The 19,539-nt window shown below is 65.9% G+C and carries 14 protein-coding genes; 4 read left to right on the top strand and 10 right to left on the bottom strand.

Annotated elements, in window-relative coordinates:
* Positions 1-63: 63 nt before the first annotated feature.
* The 10 genes from FCU66_RS03360 to FCU66_RS03315 form a co-directional block, all read right to left on the bottom strand.
* Positions 64-759 (bottom strand): outer membrane protein, encoded by a 696-nt coding sequence (locus FCU66_RS03360; RefSeq protein WP_136621714.1) that lies wholly within the window; start codon positions 757-759, stop codon positions 64-66.
* A gap of 227 nt (positions 760-986) precedes the next feature.
* Positions 987-1,946: an AraC family transcriptional regulator gene (locus tag FCU66_RS03355; protein ID WP_136621713.1), complete on the bottom strand. Its 960-nt coding sequence runs from the start codon at positions 1,944-1,946 to the stop codon at positions 987-989.
* Positions 1,947-2,151: 205 nt separating this feature from the next.
* The gene (locus tag FCU66_RS03350) at positions 2,152-3,033 is read right to left on the bottom strand and encodes an EamA family transporter (protein ID WP_136621712.1); all 882 of its coding nucleotides are present in this window, start codon (positions 3,031-3,033) and stop codon (positions 2,152-2,154) included.
* Positions 3,034-3,153: 120 nt separating this feature from the next.
* A complete protein-coding gene (locus FCU66_RS03345; RefSeq protein WP_136621711.1) occupies positions 3,154-4,644 on the bottom strand; it encodes an efflux transporter outer membrane subunit in 1,491 nt (496 codons plus the stop codon).
* 10 nt (positions 4,645-4,654) lie between these two features.
* The gene (locus FCU66_RS03340) at positions 4,655-7,822 is read right to left on the bottom strand and encodes an efflux RND transporter permease subunit (protein ID WP_136621710.1); all 3,168 of its coding nucleotides are present in this window, start codon (positions 7,820-7,822) and stop codon (positions 4,655-4,657) included.
* Positions 7,823-7,825: 3 nt separating this feature from the next.
* Complete coding sequence (locus FCU66_RS03335) at positions 7,826-9,097, bottom strand: efflux RND transporter periplasmic adaptor subunit (protein WP_136621709.1); 1,272 nt, start codon at positions 9,095-9,097, stop codon at positions 7,826-7,828.
* A complete protein-coding gene (locus FCU66_RS03330; protein WP_206077179.1) occupies positions 9,081-12,230 on the bottom strand; it encodes an efflux RND transporter permease subunit in 3,150 nt (1,049 codons plus the stop codon). The genes FCU66_RS03335 and FCU66_RS03330 overlap by 17 nt, the downstream gene beginning before the upstream one ends.
* Positions 12,227-13,378, bottom strand: a complete 1,152-nt coding sequence (locus FCU66_RS03325; RefSeq protein WP_168992148.1) for an efflux RND transporter periplasmic adaptor subunit — start codon at positions 13,376-13,378, stop codon at positions 12,227-12,229. The genes FCU66_RS03330 and FCU66_RS03325 overlap by 4 nt, the downstream gene beginning before the upstream one ends.
* Complete coding sequence (locus FCU66_RS03320) at positions 13,359-13,598, bottom strand: hypothetical protein (protein WP_136621707.1); 240 nt, start codon at positions 13,596-13,598, stop codon at positions 13,359-13,361. The genes FCU66_RS03325 and FCU66_RS03320 overlap by 20 nt, the downstream gene beginning before the upstream one ends.
* Positions 13,599-13,727: 129 nt before the next feature.
* Complete coding sequence (locus FCU66_RS03315; protein WP_136621706.1) at positions 13,728-14,450, bottom strand: hypothetical protein; 723 nt, start codon at positions 14,448-14,450, stop codon at positions 13,728-13,730.
* A gap of 209 nt (positions 14,451-14,659) precedes the next feature.
* Here FCU66_RS03315 and FCU66_RS03310 point away from each other — a divergent pair, with 209 nt between their 5' ends.
* The 4 genes from FCU66_RS03310 (at position 14,660) to FCU66_RS03295 (ending at position 19,539) form a co-directional block, all read left to right on the top strand.
* A complete protein-coding gene (locus tag FCU66_RS03310) occupies positions 14,660-15,388 on the top strand; it encodes a response regulator (RefSeq protein ID WP_136621705.1) in 729 nt (242 codons plus the stop codon).
* Positions 15,385-16,626 carry an ATP-binding protein gene (locus tag FCU66_RS03305; protein WP_136621704.1) on the top strand — a complete coding sequence of 414 codons (1,242 nt, stop codon included), beginning with the start codon at positions 15,385-15,387 and terminating at the stop codon, positions 16,624-16,626. Before FCU66_RS03310 ends, FCU66_RS03305 begins: the two co-directional genes overlap by 4 nt.
* A gap of 628 nt (positions 16,627-17,254) precedes the next feature.
* Entirely contained in the window at positions 17,255-18,436 is a 1,182-nt protein-coding gene (locus tag FCU66_RS03300; RefSeq protein WP_136621703.1) for an acyltransferase family protein, read from the top strand.
* On the top strand, positions 18,433-19,539 hold the full coding sequence (locus FCU66_RS03295; protein ID WP_136621702.1) for a glycosyltransferase family 2 protein: 1,107 nt from the start codon (positions 18,433-18,435) through the stop codon (positions 19,537-19,539). The genes FCU66_RS03300 and FCU66_RS03295 overlap by 4 nt, the downstream gene beginning before the upstream one ends.

Raw genomic sequence — 19,539 nt, 5'->3', positions numbered from 1 at the left:
TATCCCGAAACTATTGCCTCCCCCGCGCAAAAAAAGCGCGGGGGTTTGTTCAGCGACGCCAGGTCAGAACTTGTAGCTGAGCCCGACCCTGACATCGTGAGTCTTGAGATCGAAGTTCGCAACCGTTCCAGGACCAAAAAGCGGTACCGAAACGTCCTTTTTGCCGAAGTCGGAGTAGCGATATTCGACCCGCGCGATCCACCTGTCGGTGAAGGCGTGCTCAACGCCAGCCCCAGCCGTCCAGCCAAGATGGGTTTCGTCATGGACCGGTATTGTACCGCCGGGGCCGGTGGTCATCACGCTCACTTCATACTTGGCAGCGGCCACGCCTGCTGTGATGTAAGGCAAAGTGCGATCGAAAGCATAACCAGCCCGCAGCCGCGCCGAACCCGACCACTTGACTTCGCTCTTGAACAGCGCGCCGGCACCGGCGAAGGTGCCCACCGCATCTACATTGCTGTACGCAATGTCAGCCTCGGCACCGAGCACGAAGCTGTTCGCCAATTCCTGGTTGAGGCCGATATGCACGCCGCCAACAAAACCGCTCGGATCGAGGGGAGCGTTGATGTCGGTGCCGCCGAGGCCAGCGCCGCCGATGAACAGATTGGACTTTCCGGATGCATAGCCGAAGTGAACGCCGGCATAGAGGCCGGACCAGTCGTAGGAGGAGGCGACGGGCGAAGCCTCGCTGATGTCAGCCGCGCATGCCATGCCGGCCGGCGCGAGAATGATGGCTGTCGCGAGAAGAAGAGTTTTCATGGTTTGTCTGCCGCCCCAAAATTGTCGTGGTCGCCGCCGCGCGGATGCCCGCGGAGATCCAGCTGTTGTCGAGAAATCCGGTGTTGCATTGTCCGCCGGCCGCGTCTTGGGCTGGGCTGCACCCGAATTGTCCGGGAAAGCACCGCAGCACTTTCCCGGTCGGTGTGGCCATTCGGCCTCAGTCGATTGATGCGCCGTGCATTCGGCAGGTTTCGCTGTCGGCGAGACTACCTGGCACTGCCCGGCGTCGAACCGAAGCGACGGCGGAAGCAACGGTTGAAATAGGAGACGTCGGAGAAGCCACTGAGCAGCGCGATCTCGCTGATCCGCATGCGGTCGTTGTGCCTGTCGCGGAGTATGCGATGCGCCCTCTGCAAGCGCAGTTCGAGAATGCGCTCGGCGAAGCTCACCCCGGTTTCCTGGAGCAGGTCATGGACATAGCGCACGGACAGCCGCAATTGCCCGGCAACGCTCTGAGCCGAAATGGCGGGATCGGCGAAATTGTCGCGCATCTTTTGCAGGATGGCCTGCAGCCTTGCCGCGCGCAGGCCGCGTAGGCCCGCCAGTTCGGCCGCCTCGCCCTTGGCGCCGGTCGCCAGGCCGATCAGATCGACGATCGTTTCGGTGGCATGGCCGATGAGATCGGGCGACAGCAAGGCGGGACCCGCTTCCAGGAAGCTGCAATAGCGCTTGAGCATGTCGAGCGCCTCGTTGTCGGCGCCGATGGTCAACGCCAACCGGTCCTCGACATGCGTGAAGGCATTCTCCAGAACGATGCGCGGCAGCACCACATTGGCCCAGACATTGTTGTCGCCGCCGGTCATCTGCAACGCTTCCGAAGCCGAGACGAGTGCTGCCTCACCTTTGCCGACGCGATAGTCGCGGCCAATCTGGGTGCCGCTGAGCACCGTATCGCCATTGTTGACCAGCAGCAGATAGCCGTCCCGGCCATCGGCGGCGATGTTGCTCGCCTTGCGGCTGGCATGCCGGATCGTCCCGGCCATCTGCCCAAGCACCAGCGACCCGACGGCTGTCGCTTCGATCGCGGCCTGGAACGACAGCTTCTCGGAAATCGTATATTCGACCGACCATATCTCAGCGACATGGATGTCCTGCCAGAGCGCGAACCGCGCGCGGTGGTCCAGATGCGAAGGCAAATCGACCGATGAGAAGACATTCTTTTGCAAGCAGCTACCGGCCTTTTCCAAACACACGTCTTCACTTCGACGCGCACCGTATTGGACCAGATCACGGTCTGTCCAGAGCCAGAAATACTGATGCCGAAGGCGACAATTTCAATGCTGTTTTGGACAAGAATGCGCCCAAGCTTCGTCGTTTGGCCGGCAAAATTCCAGAAATACTCGGAAATATCCAGGAGCCGCCCGCCCGCCCCTACTCCGGCGACGGCACCGGTGGCTTCGAGGTGACCGCAGTACCGAAAGCCGCGGCAATAACGGCGGCGATCCCGACGCATTGCGTGGCGGTCAGGCTCTCGTGCAGGAACAGGAAGCCGGCCAGTGCGCCCAGCCCCGGCTCCAGGCAGGTCAGCGTGCCGTAGATGCGGGCCGGCATCCGGGTCAGCGCCACCATCTCCAGAAAGAACGGCAACGCGCTGGAGAACAGGCCGACGAGCAGCGCGCTGACCAGGATCGAGGGCGCGAGTAGCGCGGTTCCCGCCTGCGCCACGCCGAAGGGCAGCACCAGCACGGCGGCGATGGCCATGCCGTAGGCAGTGGTGCGGGTGCCAAGCTCCGCGCCGGCCTTCTGGGCCAGCACGATATAGAGCGCCCAGAAGCCGCCGGCCGCCAGCGCCAGCATCACCCCGATCGGGTCAAGCGGCGCGAGGGAATGGACGAAGGGCGACAACAGCAGGATGCCGGCCACCGCCAGCGCGATCCAGGCAAAGTCGCTGGCGCGCCGCGAGGTCAGCGTCGCCACCAGAAGCGGGCCGGAAAACTCCAGCGCCACCGCGATGCCCAGCGGAATTCTGGCGAGCGCTGCGTAGAACAGAAGGTTGAGCGCGCAAAGCGTCACCCCATAGGCGACCAGCCACGGCAGAGTGGCGCGCGAGGGCCGCATCTGCCAGGGCCGCAGCACCGCGATCAGCATCAGCGCGCCGATGACCAGCCGCAGCGTCGTCGTGCCTTGCGCGCCGATCAGCGGGAACAGACCCTTGGCGAAGGTGGCGCCGATCTGGATCGACACCATGGCGCCCATCAGCGCCGCGACGGGCAAGGGCGCCGCTTCGCGCGTGGCAACGGGCATCGATGTCACTTTGGTTTTGTCCTTCCCTGCTGCAGGGCCAAAACCCGCCCGGCGGCATGGAGATAGGGCGAACCGGCGGGCCTGTCGTGAGGCAGCGGCGGCGGCTTGATGGGGCACGGCGCCGCTGCCTCAGAAGGCCGGCTTCGACGCCAGCCTTGGACCGGTCTTGACATCGACGATTTCCGGCTTCGCGCTGTTGACCGCGCCGTCCCAGCCGCCGCCGAGCGCCTTGTTGAGGGCAATGTAATTCGTCGCCAGCAGGACGCGGCTTTGCAGCAGCGAGTCCTCGGCCGAGTAGAGCGAGCGCTGGGCGTCGAGCACATCGAGAAGGCTGGTCTCGCCCGCCTTGTAGAGCGTGCCTTCGAGACGTGCCGCATCGCCATAGGATTTCGCTGAAGAGGCGAGCTTGCCGATCCTGATGCGCTCCTGCGACAACAGCACGAGCGCATTCTCCACATCCTCCAGCGCCGTCAGCACCGACGACCGGTAGGCAATGAAATATTGATCGCGCTGCGCCTTGGCGACCTCGACGGCCGCCTGCAATTGCCCGGCATTGAACAGCGGCACGCTGAGCGTCGGCCCGAACGACCAGCCGATCGACGAATTCTTGCCGAGGTCGCCGAGCTTCAGCGCCGCCGTGCTGATGTCTCCCGTCAGGCTGACCGAGGGATAGCGGGCCGCCTCGGCCTGGCCGATCTTGGCGGTGTATTGCGCGTATTGCCGTTCCGCCATGCGCACATCGGGGCGCGCCAAAAGGATGTCGGCGGGAATGCCGGTCGGGATCGGCAGGCGCGGCGTCGGGATCGGCGCGCCGCGCTTCAGCCGCTCGCTGAGCGCAGCCGGCGGACGGCCGGTCAGCACCGAGAGACGATGCACGGCTTGCGCATAGCTTGCTTCCAGTGTCGGCACCGCGGCTTCGGTGCTCGCCGCCTGGCCCATCGCCTTGGCGACGTCGGCGGCGGTTGCCGTGCCCGCCTGCGCCATGGTGCGGGTGAGTTCGTCGGTCTGCCTTTGCGATACGGCCGAGCGCCGGGCGAGCGCGATGCGGGCCTGATAGCCGCGCGCCTGGGTGTAGTAGGATGCGACATCGCCGACCAGGGTCAGAAGCGTCGAGCGCAGCTCCTCCTGCGAGGCGGCCAGCCCGTAACGCGCAGCCTCGACGCCCCTGCGGTTGGCGCCGAACAGATCGAGCTCCCAACTGGCGTCGAAGCCGGCCTGGTATTCGCTGTAGGTGGCATCGGAGCCCGACGTGGTTACGGACGACTTGTTGCGGGTGGCAGAGCCGGATCCGTCGGCCGACGGCAGCAAGGTGCCCGCACTCTGGCGATAGCTGGCGCGCGCCTCGCGGATCCTGGCCTTGGCGGTGGCGACGTCGAGATTGCCGGCGACCGCTTCGTCGACAAGCGTGTTCAGCGCGGGATCGCGCAGCCGCTGCCACCATCTCGACAATTGCGCCGGCTGGGCCGGCTTCGCCTGCTTCTGGCCGCTCCAGCTTGCCGGCATCGGCAGGATGGGTGTCTGATAGTCCGGACCGACGACGCATCCTGCAAGCAGGACAGCGGTAAGCATAGGCACAATGAGCCGCCTCGCGGCCACCGAGCCACGTTCGAAACCTGTCATGGAAGAACCCTTATTGCTGGTTGGCTGTTGCTGGCGTCTCGCCCGTATCCTGCCCGGTATTCGGCCCGGTATCCTGCTTCACCACCCTGCCCTTGAAGATGCGGCGCACCGTGACGAACAGCAGCGGCACCAGGAACACACCGATCACGGTCGCCGCGATCATGCCGCCCATGACGCCGATGCCGACGGAATTCTGCGCGCCGGAGCCCGCACCGCTGGCAATCGCAAGCGGCAACACGCCGAGGATGAAGGCCAGCGACGTCATCAGGATCGGTCGCAGCCTTTGTCGCGCCGCCTCCAGCGTGGCCTCGACGAGCCCCATCCCGGCGGTCTGCCGCTCGATGGCGAACTCGACGATGAGAATGGCGTTCTTGGCGGCGAGACCGATCGTGGTCAGCAGGCCGACCTTGAAATAGACGTCGTTGGATTGGCCGAACAGGCTCGCCGCCAGCAGCGCGCCGAAGATGCCGATCGGCACCGAGAGCATGACCGCGAACGGGATCGACCAGCTCTCATAGAGCGCGGCCAGGCACAGGAACACGACAAGTGCCGAGATCGCATAGAGCGACAGCGCCTGGTTGCCGGAAAGCTTCTCCTGGTGCGACAGGCCGGTCCATTCGTGGGAATAACCGGCGGGCAGTTGCGCGACAAGCTTGTCGATCTCGTCCATGGCGGCACCCGAACTGACGCCCGTGGCCGCCGCGCCCTGGATCTCGACCGCCGCCGAACCATTGTAGCGTTCGAGCCTGGGCGAACCGAATGTCCAGTGGCTGGAGGCGAAGGCCGAGAACGGCACCATGGCGCCGCTGGCATTGCGGACTTGCCATTTGTCCAGGTCTTCCGGCTGCATGCGGAAGTTCGGGTCCGACTGCAGATAGACCGGCTTCACCCGCCCGCGGTCGATGAAGTCATTGACGTAGTCGCTGCCCCAGGCGGTCGAGAGCGTGTTGTTGATGTCGGCCAGGCTGACGCCGAGCGCGCTGGCTTTTTCCTGGTCGATGTCGACCGAGAATTGCGGCTGGTCCTCCTGGCCGTTAGGCCTTGTGTTGGCGAGCACCTTGCTCTGCCCGGCCAGGGCCAGAAGCTGGTTGCGCGTCTGGATCAGCGCGCCATGCCCGGCGCCATTGACGTCCTGCAGGTAGAAGTCGAAGCCGTTGGTGTTGCCGAAGCCCTGGATGGCGGGCGGCGCAAGCGCGAAGACCTGCGCATCCCTGATCTTTGAAAACGCTCCCATGGCGCGGCCGGCGATCGCCTGTGCGGCCATGGCTGGCGATTTGCGCAGGTCGAAATCCTTCAGCCGCACGAAAGCGATGCCGACATTCTGCCCGGCGCCGCCGAAGCCGAAGCCGGAAGCGGTGAACACTCCGTCGACGGCGTCCTTTTCCTCTTTGAGATAGTGGTCGGTCACCTGGGCCAGCACGCGCTCGGTGCGGTCCTGCGTCGCGCCGACCGGCAGCTGCACGCTGGTGATCAGGATGCCCTGGTCCTCTTCCGGCAGGAACGAACTCGGCAGCCGGGCAAACATCCAGCCCACGGCAACGACGATGGCGAGGAACACGACGAGGAAGCGCCAGGACCGGTTGATGATGCCGTGCGAGCCGTCGCGATAGGCAAGCGTACCGCGATCGAAGACCCGGTTGAACCAGCCGAACGGACCGGTCTGCGTCGCATGGTCCTTGGGCGGCCGCAGGATGGTGGCGCAAAGTGCGGGCGTCAGCACAAGTGCGACCAGCACGGACAGCACCATCGCCGAGACGATCGTCACCGAGAATTGCCGGTAGATGATGCCGGTCGAGCCGCCGAAGAAAGCCATCGGCACGAACACGGCCGAAAGCACGGTGGCGATGCCGATCAGCGCGCCGGTGATTTCGTGCATCGACTTGCGCGTCGCCTCCTTCGGCGACAGGCCCTCCTCCTGCATCACGCGCTCGACATTCTCGACGACGACGATGGCGTCGTCGACCAAAAGGCCGATGGCCAGCACCATGGCGAACATGGTCAGCGTGTTGACGGAATAACCGAACAGCGACAGCACGCCGAACGTGCCGAGCAGCACCACCGGCACGGCGATCGTCGGGATGATGGTGGCGCGCAAATTCTGCAGGAAGATGAACATCACCAGGAACACCAGCACGATCGCCTCGGCCAGCGTCTTGACCACCTCCTCGATCGACAGCCGCACAAAGGGCGAGGTGTCGTAGGGATAGACGACCTCGACGCCTTGCGGGAAGGTCGAGCTCAGGCGGGCGATCGTCGAGCGCACCGCCTCGGCGGTGTTGATGGCGTTGGCGCCGGTCGCCAGATTGACGGCGACGCCGGCCGCCGGCTTGCCGTTGTAGTTGGCTTGCGTCGTATAGCTTTCGGCGCCGAGGTCGACGGTGGCGACATCGTTGAGGCGTACCAGCGAGCCATCCGTCTGGCTCTTCAGGATGATGTTGCGGAACTGTTCGGCGGTCTGCAGCCGGCTCTTGGCCGTCACTGTCGCGTTGAGCTGCTGGCCCTTGCGCGCCGGCAGGCCGCCGAGCTGGCCGGCCGAAACCTGCGTGTTCTGCGCCTCGATCGCGGTGGCCACGTCGCTCGGCATCAAGGCATATTTGGCGAGCTTGTCGGGGTCGAGCCAGATGCGCATGGCATAGCCGGAACCGAACAGCTGCGTCGAGCCGACACCCTCGACGCGTTTCAGCGTGTCGTTGACGGCGGCGTCGACATAGTCGGCGAGATCGGTCGAGTTCATCTTGCCGTCGGTCGAGACGAAACCGATGACCATCAGGAAGCCGGTCGAGGATTTGGAGACGGTGATGCCGTTGCTCTGCACCACCTGCGGCAGCTGCGACTGCACCAGTTGCAGCTTGTTTTGCGTCTGCACCTGGGCGGTGTCGGGATCGGCTGATGTGGTGAAGGTCAGCGTGATCGAGGCCGAACCGGTCGAGGTCGACGTCGCCGTCATGTAGTCGAGATTGTCGATGCCGGTCATGCCTTGCTCGATGACCTTGGTCACCGAATTCTCGACCGTCTGCGCATCGGCGCCCGGATAGGTGGCGCTGATGTTGACCGTGGTCGGCGCGATCTGCGGATATTGCGAGATCGGCAGCGAGGTGAGCGCGAGCAGGCCGCCCAGCATGATCACGATGGCGATCACCCAGGCGAAGATCGGCCGGTTGATGAAGAATACGGACATCGCTCAGTTCCCGGTCGCGGCGGCAGGCGCCGGTTTGGCGGCGTTGGACGCGGCCGGTGCGGCCGACGCGCCCTGCCCGCGGTCCTTGACCTCGCCGGTCGTCTCGTCGATCGTCACCTCGACGCCCGTCGCATCGCCGCCGGGGCGCACCAGCTGCATGCCCTCGACGATGACGCGGTCGCCGTCGCCGACACCCGAATCCACCAGCCAGTTGTTGCCAACGCTGTTGCGCACGGCGAGCACGCGCGTCTCGACCTTGCCCTGCGCATTGATGACCATGGCGGTCGCCTCACCCTTGGTGTTGCGGCTGACGGCGCGCTGCGGCACCAGGAAGCTGTTCTGGGCGACGCCCTCCTCGACCAGCGCCCGCACATACATGCCGGGCAAAAGCAGGCGGTCGGGATTGGGGAACTCGGCCCGCAGCGCGAAGGTGCCGGTCGTCTGGTCGACATTGGCGCCGGCGAACTCCATCTTGCCGGTCTGCGCATAGATGCTGCCGTTCTCGAGCTTCAGCTTGACGCTGACATTGGGGCCGCTGAACTTCAGCCGCCCTTCCGAGATCGCCTGGCGCAGATTGAGCAGATTGGTGCTCGACTGCGTGACATCGACATTGATCGGATCGAGCGCACGGATGGTGGTCAGCACCGTGTCCTGGTTGGCGGTCACCAGCGCGCCGGGCGTCAGCGTGGACTTGTCGATGCGGCCGGCGATCGGGGCGGTGATCGAGGTGCGGTCGAGACTGATGCGCGCGGTCTCGACGCTGGCCTTGGCCGAGGCGACATCCGCCTGGGCCTGCGCCAGCGTAGCGGCGGCATCGTCATAATCCTGTTTGGAAACAACGTTCTGCTTCAACAGGCCGGCATAACGGTCGAACTTGGCCTGCGCCGTAGGCACCGCCGCTTCAGCCTTCTGCTGGGCCGCGACCGCGCTGTCATAGGACGCCTTGTAGCTTGCCGGATCGATGAGGTAGAGCGGCTGTCCCGCCGCCACCTCGCTGCCCTCCTTGAACAGGCGCTGCTGGATGATACCGTTCACCTGCGGGCGCACCTCGGCAATCAGCGAGGCCGCCGTGCGCCCCGACAATTCGGCTGTGATCGCGACCGACTGCGGATGCACGGTGACGATGCCGACTTCCGGTTTGCCGGCCGCGCCCATGCCGGCGGGAGCGCTGCTCTCCTGCGAGCAGGCGGCCAGCAGAACGGTGGCGGCGAGCAGCCCCGCCCAGGGTGCGAGACGGCGTGCCGGCAGGGTTGATGGGCTAGACTGGATAGGCATGGCCTGGAGGATCTTTCGCTGGAGTTGCGGTCGCCGTCTGGCTGTCGGGATCGGATCGTTCGACCAGGAGCCGGCCGAGATGCCGGCCGAGGAAGCGCTGGATGTCGTCCATGAAGGTGTAGACGACCGGAACATAGACGAGGCTGAGCACTGTCGAGGAAATGAGGCCGCCGATCACGGCGATCGCCATCGGCGCGCGGGTCTCGGCATCGGCGCCGATGCCGAGCGCGATCGGCAGCATGCCCGCGCCCATGGCGATCGATGTCATGACGATCGGCCGTGCCCGCTTGCGGGCGGCGTCGAGCAATGCTTCGAAGCGGCTCATGTCGCGCTCCTTCTCTGCGACCAGAGCGTACTCGACAAGCAGGATCGAGTTCTTGGCCGCGATGCCCATCAGCATCAGTATCCCGATCAGCGGCGATATGCCAAGCGCCTTGCCCGTGACCAGCATGAAGCCGAGCGCGCCGCCGACCGAAAGCGGCAGCGCAACCAGAATGGTGACAGGCTGCACGAAACTGCGGAAAAGCAGAACCAGCGTCAGGTACATCAGGAGGATGCCGGCCGCGATCGCCGTGGCGAAGCCCGAGAACAGTTCCTGCATGCGGGCGGCGTCGCCGCGCGCCAGTTCGCGGATGCCCGCCGGCAGGTTCCGCATCGCCGGCAAGGCGCGTATGGCTGTTGTCGCCTCGCCGAGCGTCAGCCCGGAAAGATCCGCCTCGACGGTGGCGCTGCGGCTGCGCTCCACCCGTGTGATGCTGTTCGGCCCGGCATTGAAGCCGATATCGGCGACGGCGCCGAGCGGCACGGTGCCCTTGCTGCCGGTCAGCGGCAACAGGGCCAGTCTCGACGGATCGTCGATGGCGCCGTCAGGCAAGGTCACGACGATGGCCACTTGGCGGTCGCCGAGATTGAACTTGGCCAGGCTGGTGTCGGTATCGCCTATGGTGGCGATCTTCACAGTCGCCGCGATCTCGGTCGGCGTGACGCCGAGCTCGGCCGCCCTGGCACTGTCTGGGCGTACGATCAGTTCGGGCTTGGTCGTCGCCGCCGTCGAGGTCGGATTGATAAGCCCCGGCACCGACTTCATCCCGTCGATCAGCGCATCGCTCGCCTTCCGCAGCGCCTCGCCATCGTCGCCGACCAGCGTGATCGCCACCTTGGCGCCGGCAAAGCCGTCGGCGCCGAACTGGATGCGCGCGCCGGGAATGTCGTTGAGCTTCGGCGAAGCCTCGGCCTCGAACTGCTGCTGGCTGACAGTCCGCTCGCCGCGCGGCTTCAGATTGACTGTGACGTTGGCGCTGCGCACCTCGGCTGACGTCGAACCCCGGTTCGGTCCGCCGCCCGAGGCCGCGGCGGTGCCGATGGTGGCGAAGATGCTGTCGACCGCCGGCTCGCCCTTCAGGCGGCCGGTGATCTGCTGCACGACTGCGGTCGTCTGCTCGATCGTCGATCCCGGCTGCAGCTCGACGGAGATCATCGAGCGGCCGCGATCGGTCGCCGCCATGAATTCGGTCGGCAGTTTGGTCGCCAGCACCAGCGAGCCGGCGAAGAAGGCGATACCGGCGAAAAGCGTGATCCAGCGGTGATGGAGCGCCTTGCGCAGCAGCCACAGATAGGTCGGCACCCAGGCCGGCATGTCGTCCTCGCTATGGCCGCCGGCGCGCACCAGATAGGCGCCCATCAGCGGCGTGAGCATGCGCGCCACCAGCAGCGAGAACAGCACCGACACGCAGACCGCGACGGCGAAGGAGAAGAAGAATTTTCCCGGAATGCCGGGCATGAAGGCGACCGGCAGGAAGACGGCGACAATGGTCGCGGTGGTTGCCACCACGGCAAGCCCGATCTCGTCGGCGGCCTCGATCGCCGCCTGATAGGCGCTGGCGCCGGTCTGGCGCATATGGCGCACGATGTTCTCGATCTCGACGATGGCGTCGTCGACGAGGATGCCGACCACCAGCGACAGCGCCAGCAAGGTGATGTTGTTGAGCGAGATGTCGAACGCCGCCATCACCGCGAAGGTCGGGATCAACGACAGCGGCATGGCGACTGCCGACACCAGCGTCGCCCTGATGTCGCGCAGGAACAGCCAGACGACGCCGATGGCGAGCAGCGCGCCGAGCCAGAGCGCTTCGAACGCGGCATCGTAGCTTTCCTGCACGAAACCGGAGGACGAAGTGACCTCGGTGAACTTTGCCGCGTCGGTCTTCGACGCAATCCCGGCGATTGCGGCGCGCGCAGCCTTGACCACGTCGATCTCGCTCGATCCGACCGACCGGTAGACGTTGAAGGCAACGACCTGCCGGCCGTCGAGATAGGCGGCCTGGCGCGGCTTTTCCCAGCTGTCGACCACCGTGCCGAGATCGGCGAGCTTGACGTCGCCGGCGCCCGACAGCGCGATGCGCGTATCGGCCAGCGCCTCGACGCTTGACGCGCTGGCCAGCGTGCGCACCGACTGCTCCTGGCCGCCGACGGTCGCCCGGCCGCCCGGCTGGTTGACGTTGTTGGAGGCGAGCGTCTGGCTGACGTCGCCGGCGCTGATGCCGAGTGCGGCGAGACGGTCCGGGTCGAGCTCGACGCGGATGACCCGGTCGACACCGCCGGAACGGGTGATCTTGGAGACCCCGTCGACGCCGAGCAGCGCCTTGGCGACATCATTGTCGATGTACCAGCTCAGCGCGTCCGGCGACATTGCGGGCGCCTCGACGACGTAGGTCAGCACCGAATTGCCGGTCGCGCTGACCTTGGCCACAACAGGTGTCTGGGCCGCGGCCGGCAGGCTGGACTGCACCTCGGACACGGCGTTGCGGACGTCGTTGGTGGCAGTCTCGGGATCGGTGCCCAGCGTGAACTCGACCATGGTGACGGAGGATCCCTCGCTGATCGAGGTCGAGACGTCGTCGACCCCTTCGAGCGTCGCCACCGCGTTCTCCACAACCCGCGCGACCTGCACCTCCATCTCGCTCGGTGCCGCACCCGGCTGCGAGACGGTGACGGTGACCGTCGGCAGGTCGATGTCGGGCATGTTGTTGGTGCGCAGCTGGGTGAAGCCGTAGAGGCCGGCGATCGTCAGCGACAGGAACAGCACGATGGTCGGCACCGGGTTGCGGATCGACCAGGAGGAGATGGCGTTCATCGCGCCGCCTCCGTCGCGCCCGCTTCGGTACCGACGCCCGCCTCGGCAACGCGCACCAGATTGCCGTCGCCGAGGAAGCCGGCGCCGGCAATGACGACGCTGTCACCTTCCGACAGCCCGCTTTCGATTGCGACCCGGCCGTTCTGGCGCGCCCCGACGGTGACCAGGCGCGCGCCGGCCTTGCCGGCGGCGTCGACCACGAAGACCATGGGCTTGCCGTCCTGCCAGACAAGAGCGGTCTCAGCGACGCTCAACCGTTGCGCGGCGGGGGACGCGATCGAGACGCGGGCGAACATGCCGGGCCGCAGCCCCGACCCCTCGCCGAGCGCGACATAGACGGTGGCAAGCCGCGTCGTCGAACTCACCGTCTGCGCGATCGAGGACACGCTGCCGGAAAAGGTCCGGCCCGAAGCGTCGACGACGCTTGCCGCCTGCCCGACCGAAACCGACGGAAGCTGCTTTTCGGGCACGAGGACGCCGACTTCCAGCCTGCCGTCACGGATGATCTTCATCAGCTCGGTGCCGGCCTGGACGATCGAGCCGGCCACCGCCGGCCGGCTGGAGACGATGCCGTCGAAGGGCGCACGGATGGTCGCCTGGTCGAGTTCGGCCTGCAACCTGTCGGCGGCGGCCTCGGCCTGCTCGACCTGTGCCCGGCCGGTCTTGACGGCGGTCGCCTTTTCCTCGGCGGCCTCCGCGCTGATCGCCTTGCTTGCCAGCAGCCTGTCGGCGCGGGCGGCAGCGGAAACGGCCGTGTCCAGCGTCGCCTGGGCCTGGTCGACCGCGGCTTTCTGCTCCGCCAGTTGCGCCTTGAGCACCGAGGCGTCGAGCCGCGCGACGACGTCGCCGGCTCGCACATGGTCGCCTTCGGCAACCAGCACCTCGGTCAATTTCAGGCCCGATGCCTCGGCGCCGACGGTCGCTTCCTGCCAGGCGGCAACGGTGCCGGTGGCGCTGATCGACGAAGCGATTGGCTCGGAGCGCACCTTTTCGACCGAAACCGTCAAGCTGGCGGCAGGCGACGGCGCCACGGCCTGCGCGGCGGGCTCGACGGTCGCGCGGCCATAGGCGCTCAGCGCCGCCATGGCGACCAAGACGATCAGCACGCCCGCCAGGACAAGATAGGTCTTACGCGATCTGGCGGTCATGATCTGCGTGGTTGCCATGATCTGCATGACGACTTGGCGAGAGCGGAAGCGACAGCCGCCAGGCGGCGAAGCTCAGGCGGATCGCGCCCTTCAGCGTGTCGGCCGGCAAGGCCAGCGGCAGGCCGCGTCCGGACAGCGGAAGACCGCGTCCGGCATGGCCGAGCGACAATCTCGGGCTGGCGGATGCGAACAGCCGCAGCATGATCATGGCTTCCCACATTGTCTTGCTTTCATTGCCTGATTTGAACTGGGCATGATTTGAAAATCAGGGATGGCGGAGATACGCCCGCCATCCCTAAACCGGCCGGCCCGAGAACGGGTTGGGTACCGGGCCGGCCGGCGCAGTCGGTCAGAGTTGCTCGTCGTTCCCGGGCTGGGGTGGGAGCTGCCTGCCATCGTTGGGCAAGCCCCTGGGGCCGGCTGCATCGTTCGGCGGACCGCCCCATGGACCGGGGGGTGGTCCATGGGGGCGTTCCGCCGAAGCGAGGAGTTCGAGTTGTTCGGGCGTCAGCTTGGCGCGCAGTTCAGCGATCGCGTCCTTCAGTCTGCCGGCTGATACCGCGCGGGCCGTGACGTCGTCGGCCAGCTTTTCCTGGAAGGCGAAGGGATCTGGCTTGGCGCCAGGACCCTCGGGAGCGCCGGCATCGGGACCGCGACCGCCCTCGCCGGTCCCGCCAGGGCCGTGATCACGCCGCGGCGGCGAAAGCACGGCCTGCAGCGCGCTTGTGTAGTCGCGCCAGGCATCGAGCTGTTCTGTGCGGATGCCGACGCGGGTCTCGAGCGCGGCCAGCCGGGCTGCCAGCATGAACTCCGGCGGCGGACCCAAGCGGCGTGGGCCAAAGCCTTCGGGTCCAAAACCCTGCGGGCCAAAACCCTGTGGGCCAAAACCCTGCGGACCATGCCGCATCGGTCCATGCAGGCCGGGTCCAGCCATCGGGCCATGGTCTGGTCCATCCTGCATTGCCATGACCGGGGGCTCGCCGGGGGCAGCACCCGGATCGGGCTGTGCCGCAAGCACGGGGTGAATTGCGGCGACGGAAAACAGGCCGAGCGCAAGAAGTCTGCTTCGCATGACGGTGTTCCTTTCTCTCATGCTTCGGACAAATGAGAGGATAGGAAGCGTGTTTGTCCGCTTCGCGTCGGCGTGTTGCCGAAGGTTTCTGCAAAAGGGCAATTTGTTTCCGAATGTTTCCCTCAGGCCACCGGAAACATTCAGTTGCAATTTTCCATGCCGCTTGGGCGCGGCTCTCCCTATAATCGCGGCCAGGCAAGGGCTCGGTCATGCAGTCACAACCTCATATCCTCGTCGTCGACGACGACCGCGAGATCAGGACGCTTCTCCAGCGCTATCTCGACAGCCAGGGCTTTCGCGTCACGGCGGCGGCGGACCGGCGCGATTGCGAGCAGCGGCTGGGCGCGGGCCAGTTCGACCTGATCGTGCTCGACGTCATGCTGCCGGACGGCTCGGGCCTCGATATCTGCCGGGCCTTGCGTGACCGCAAGCCGCACATCCCGGTCATCCTGCTGACGGCGCTGAAGGAGGATGTCGACCGCATCATCGGCCTCGAACTCGGCGCCGACGACTATCTCGGCAAGCCGTTCAACCCGCGCGAGCTCATCGCCCGCATCCGCGCCGTGCTCAGGCGCTCGACGCCCGAGGAGGCGCCTGCGCCGCCGCACGCCCGCATCTACCGCTTCGCCAGCTACAGGCTGGAACCGGACACCCGCAAAGTGACGGACGCGCAAGGCGTCGCCGTCGACCTCACCGGCGCCGAGTTCGATCTTTTGCAGGTGTTTCTCGACCGTCCCGGCAGGCTTTTGTCGCGCGACCAGCTTCTCGACCTGACGCAAGGCCGCGAGCGCGACCCGCTCGAACGTTCGGTCGATGTGCTCGTGAGCCGGCTGCGCCGCAAATTCAGCGACACCGGCGACGGCCCGCTGTTCAAGACGGTGCGCAATGGCGGCTACCAGCTCACCGCGCGCGTCGAGACAGTGGAGAGCCACGCGTGAACTCGCTGCGCCGCCGCCTCATCCTCTTGCTGGTCGCCTCGATCGTCGGCGTCGTTGGCCTGGCGACGGCCGCCGTCATCAGCGTGCGCGGCGGCGGGCCGCCGCCGGAACTGACCGTGCCCTGGATTGCCCAGCAGATGGAACTGGTGGTGCGGCTGTTGCCGGGGCCGATCCCGGACGTCCTGCGGGTGCAATTCGCCGACCACCCGGCGGGCGGCAAGGTGGCTCGTGCGGAAACGACGATGCTCAACGACATCCTGCACCGCCGGGACCTCGACTTGCTGGCTGTCGTCAGCGAGAAGGCGGACGAACCCGGCCAGATCGCATCGGTGCAACTGCCCGACAGTCGCTGGGCGATCATGGAGGTGCCGCATGTCAAGCCGCCACGACGCGAGTGGCTGGTTCTGGCCGGCTGGATCTCGCTGATCGTCGCCGGCGCCACGGCGGTGTCGGTCTATTTCACCTCGGTGCTGATCCGGCCGCTCGAGATGCTGGAGGCCGCCGTCTCCAAGATCGGATCGGATGGCGTGCTGGCGGCGGTGCCGGAAGTGGGGTCGGCCGAGGTCAAGGCCACCGCGCACGCACTGAACCAGCTCTCGTCGCGGCTGAGAACCGCCATGGAAAGCCGCATGCGGCTGGTCGCCGCCGCCGGCCACGATCTGCGCACGCCGATGACGCGCATGCGGCTGCGCGCGGAATTCCTCGATGACGAGCGCGACAAATGGCTTCACGACCTCGACGAGCTCGACCGCATCGCCGACAGCGCCATCCGCCTGGTGCGCGAAGAGGTGAACCAGGACGCCGTCGAACCGGTCGACCTGGAAAAGACGGTGCGCGATATCGAAGCCGAGATGGTGTTGCTCGGCCATCCCATCTCCATCGGGCATCTGGACAAGGTTTGCGTGCGCGCCGGCGCGCTCGGCCTGCGCCGCGCCTTGCGCAACCTGATCGTCAACGCCGCCACCCATGGCAAGGCGTGCACCATCGACCTTGCCCTGGCCGACAACCGCGCCGTGCTGACCATATCAGACCATGGGCCGGGCATTCCGACGGAGCTGCTGAACAAGGCGTTCGAGCCCTTCTTCCGCGTCGACCCCGGCCGCCTGCAATCCATCCCGGGCGCTGGCCTCGGCCTCGCCATCGCCAAGGAAATCATCGAGCGCTACGGCGGCACCGTGACGCTGGAAAACCGCCGGGGCGGCGGGCTTGAACAGACGGTGGTGTTCGAGGCGGTGTGATGGGTTGGCGGCCCACAGCAGAGGCCCGCTCGGCCGAGTGACGGGCGTTGCGCGCGGCAACCGACGAAAAACCGGCGACGATGCTGCACCGCGCAAAGCCAATGATTCCAACTCATTTCTCCGCTGAACCAGGGTCGAATCCATATAGCCAAAATATAGATTCCGAAATTTCAGGTGATTTAACAAAGAACTAGGCCGCTCTTGGCCCCTCGATTCAAGATCTCTTCCCAATCAACCGAAGCGGGAATATCGATAAAACTTAAACCATAGGGTTTAAATTCTGCGAAAAATCGCCAAAAATGGCGAGAACCGACCGGCTTTGTCAATTTTCAGCGCTTGCTCACACAAGTATTTCAGTCGGGTAGATTTTTTGTGTTGCGCTGCACAATGCCGTAGCCGAACGATCTCCTGGGGGACTCGTTTGCGACTGGACATACGCCGTGGAGGATTCCGTCAGGTTGACCAACTTGAGCTGTCCGTCCGTCGATTTCGAGCCCGGCCCGATCGGACTCGCCCCGATCGGACGCGCGAAGCGCGGGTTTGACGACGCCGGCGCCCTGGCGGGTCTCGTCCGCCTTGGCCCGCCGCCCGAAACGGCCGGCTGGCGTAACGCCGGCGGAAGCCGCTGATGGGAAACGCCCGCGACATCCAGCTGGATGCACTGAGGGCCATCGCCGTGACGATGGTGATGTACTCCCATTTCTTCGCGGCGGGAGGATCTTCATTCTGGGGTCATATCGGCGTGCGGCTGTTCTTCGTGCTGAGCGGCTTCCTGATCACGCGCCTGCTGCTGGAAGCGCGTTCGGCCGCCGAATTTGAAACCGGCCCCGCGCTGCGATCCTTCTACATCAGGCGGGCGCTGCGGATATTCCCGCCCTATTTTGCCGTCCTGGGTTTCGTCTGGCTGGTCGACCTGGAGCAGTCCAGGGGATCGCTGCTCTGGCATGCGCTTTATCTGTCGAATTTTTGGTATGCGCTGCGCAATGACTGGAACCCTTGGGTGCTATGCCATTTCTGGAGCCTGAGCATCGAAGAGCAGTTCTATCTTGCCTGGCCGCTGGTCGTCCTTTTGGCCCCTCGCCGCCGCTTCGAACAGATCTGCATAGGCGTCATCGCGCTGTCGCTGGCCTATCGCTTTTACTGGCCGCTCACCGCCACCCCGGCGCTGGCGCGCGACCTGCTGCCACCGGCATCCATGGATGCGCTGGCGTCGGGCGCGCTGCTTGCCTGCTGGCGGTCCAGGGGCGCGGCCCTGCCGCACTGGATGCGGCTCAGCTGGCCTGCCTTCGCGGCCGCATTCCTTGTCATCGAGTGGTTTGTCCCGGCACCTGCCGATCCGATGCTGGAATGGGCCCATTGGCTGGTGCGGCAAGTCCTGCCCCTGGTGCCGCTGATGGTCATCGTCGCCGCCTGTTCGCGCGGCCTTGGCGGCGCCCTCGGCAAGCTTCTTGACCTGCCGCCGCTGCTTGGTCTCGGCCGCATCAGCTACGGCGTCTATCTCTATCATCCGATATTGCTGTCGCTCGCCGTCAAGTCGCAGCCCTGGATTCCGCTCAATGTCTCGGAGCAAGGGCCGGGGCGGTTCCTGGTTGCGGGCGCCGCCACGATTGTCGTGGCCTCGATTTCCTGGGTGGTTTTCGAAAGGCCGCTCAGCAGCCTGAAGCGTCACTTCCCCTATGTCGCGCGCGCCCGTGCCGCGCAGGCCGGCCATGGCGGCTGGCTCGCGAGGCCAGCGGACGCCTATCCCGGCGGATCGGCCGATGGCCGCACGCCATCGCTCGACCTCCAGCGAACGGATGCAAGACGATGACCGCCGCACCGCTCGTCTCCGTCCTGCTGCCGGTCTACAATGCCGGGCCCTATCTCGCCGCCGCACTGGGAAGCATCCTGCGGCAGGATTACGGCCGCCTGGAGATCATCGCGATCGATGACGGGTCGACCGACAATTCGCTCGAGATCCTCGAGCGACACCGGGAGGCCGACAGCCGCATCTCGATCATCTCGCGCGAAAACCGTGGCCTCGTCGCGACGCTCAACGAAGGGCTGGCGGTCGCCCGGGGCGAGTTGGTCGCGCGGATGGACGCCGACGACGTCGCCTATCCCTGGCGCTTGTCGCGCCAGGTGGCGCTGTTTGAGCGGCGGCCCGAGCTCGGCTTCTGCGGCGCCGGCGTCGACATGCTGATCCGCGGCCGCATCGCCAGGGGCAAGCCCGATCCGGTGTTCCAGTTCGGCCGCATCCCTATATTGGCGATGTTCTTCACGATCTTCATGCACCCGACGGTCGTCTACAACAGGAAGGTGATCAACGACGGCGTTCTCCACTACGACCAGACCTACAGGCACGCCGAGGATTTCGATCTTTTCAGGCGGCTGGCCAGCCGTTACCCGGCAGCCATGATGCCCGAAAACCTGGTCGTCTACCGCGTCCATCAGGCAAGCGTGACCAGCCGGCACGTCAAGGAGATGCGCAGGACGCATTTGCGGATCGTGGCCGAGAACCTCGAGCGCGAGGGCCTGGCGCAAGCCACGCGGGACCTGCGCGATATTGGCGATGCGGTCAGCCACGACACGGTTGCCCGTGCGGCTAACTTCATCGTCGCGCTGGAGCAGGAGATTTGCTCGCTGCCGGCCGCGATGCGGCCGAGCTTCGAGGCCGGTGCGCTGAACCTGTTCTATTTTCTCTACCAGCTCGTCGCCGACGAAAAGCAGCCCTCGCTGACGCATGAATTGCTGACGCGGACCGCGAAGTGGAACGTCATCCGGCGCCGCGAGCAATATGCGCTGCGGCCCGGCGCCTGGGCGCCCTGGCTCAGCCTCGCCTCGCTGTCGGCCAGCAGGCAAGCGGACGCCATGGCATACTTCTTCAAATCCGCGCCCGCAGCGGCGGTTCTGGCACCTTATCAGGCGGGCTGA

Source organism: Mesorhizobium norvegicum (assembly GCF_004919685.1).
In the GTDB taxonomy this organism is placed as follows: domain Bacteria; phylum Pseudomonadota; class Alphaproteobacteria; order Rhizobiales; family Rhizobiaceae; genus Mesorhizobium; species Mesorhizobium norvegicum.
Note: the sequence above shows the minus strand (reverse complement) of the source record. Positions and strands in the feature narration are given on the sequence as shown.